This window comes from Variovorax sp. 20P10.2.4 (genome assembly GCF_058244205.1).
On the sequence record NZ_JBZAYE010001127.1, the window covers coordinates 1 to 1,308 of the forward strand.

Here is a 1,308-nt window from a genome sequence, read left to right on the forward strand (position 1 = left end):
GCCCTCGGCGCTCAGCACGCCCGACTGGATCAACACCATCCACACGCTGTTTCCCAAGGAAGTGATCGAGCGGCTCGAGCAGGACGCGGTGGAGCGATACGGCATCGACGAGGTGGTGACCAATCTCGAGGTGCTCGAGCGCATCGAGCCTTCGGAATCGCTGCTGCGCGCGGTGCTGCACACCAAGCACCTGATGAACCCCGAGGTGCTCGCGGCCGCGCGCAAGCTGGTGGCCGAGGTGGTGCGGCGCATCATGGAGAAGCTCGCGACCGAGGTGCGGCAGGCCTTCAGCGGCAGCCGCGACCGGCGCCGGCGTTCGCGCATGAAGGTGGCGCGCAACTTCGACTTCAAGCAGACGCTGGCGGCCAACCTGCACCGCTACGACCCGCAGCAGCGCAAGCTCTACGTGGAGCGGCCGGTGTTCATCAGTCGCACCAAGCGCCATGCCGAACCCTGGGACATCATCCTGCTGATCGACCAGAGCGGCTCGATGGTCGACTCGGTGATCCACAGCGCGGTGATGGCCGCCTGCCTCTGGCAGCTGCCGGGCATGCGCACGCGGCTGGTGGCCTTCGACACCGCGGTGGTCGACCTCACGGCCGACGTGTCGGACCCGGTCGAGCTGCTGATGAAGGTGCAACTCGGTGGCGGCACCGACATCGCGAAGGCCGTGGCCTATGCGCAGTCGCTGGTGGCCAATCCCGCGAAGACCATCGTGGTGCTGGTCAGCGACTTCTACGAAGGCGGCAGTCCCTACGAGCTGGTGCGCCGCGTGAAGGCGCTGGTGGAGGCCGGCGCCAAGGTGCTGGGCCTGGCCGCGCTCGATGCGAAGGCCGAGCCCAGCTACGACCGCGAGATGGCCGCGCGGCTGGTGCGCGAGGGCGCGCAGATCGGCGCCATGACGCCGGGCCAGCTCGCGGGCTGGCTGGCCGAGAAGGTGCAGGCATGACGGCGGCGCGCGGCGACCTGCTCGAACTCACGCCCGAGGCACTGACCGCGCTCGCCAATGCGGGCTTCGTGAAGCGCGCGCAGAAGGACGTGGCGGCCGGCCTGCTGCCGCTGCTCGAGACCGCCGCCGACGGCACGGTGAGCGCGCGCTTCGACGACGGCGTGCGCACCAGCCTGCCGCCGGGCCGCACCCTGCGCGATGCGCAGTGCAGCTGTCCGGCCAGCGGCATGTGCCGGCATCGCGTGATGCTGGTGCTGGCCTACCAGGCGCAGGCGGCCAGCGCCGCGCCCTCGGCCACGCCGGCGGAGGACGAGGTCGACGCCTCGGCCGCGGGCGGCGAATGGAGCCCGGCCCATTTC

Annotated in this window: 2 protein-coding genes; both read left to right on the forward strand. The window is 70.7% G+C overall.

What is annotated here, in order from left to right; translation table 11 throughout:
- A partial coding sequence (locus AC27VN_RS41675; RefSeq protein ID WP_490880541.1) for a vWA domain-containing protein occupies positions 1-949 on the forward strand: 949 nt, incomplete at its 5' end.
- On the forward strand, positions 946-1,308 hold a 363-nt coding region (locus tag AC27VN_RS41680; protein ID WP_490880542.1), incomplete at its 3' end, for an SWIM zinc finger family protein. The genes AC27VN_RS41675 and AC27VN_RS41680, both read left to right, overlap by 4 nt.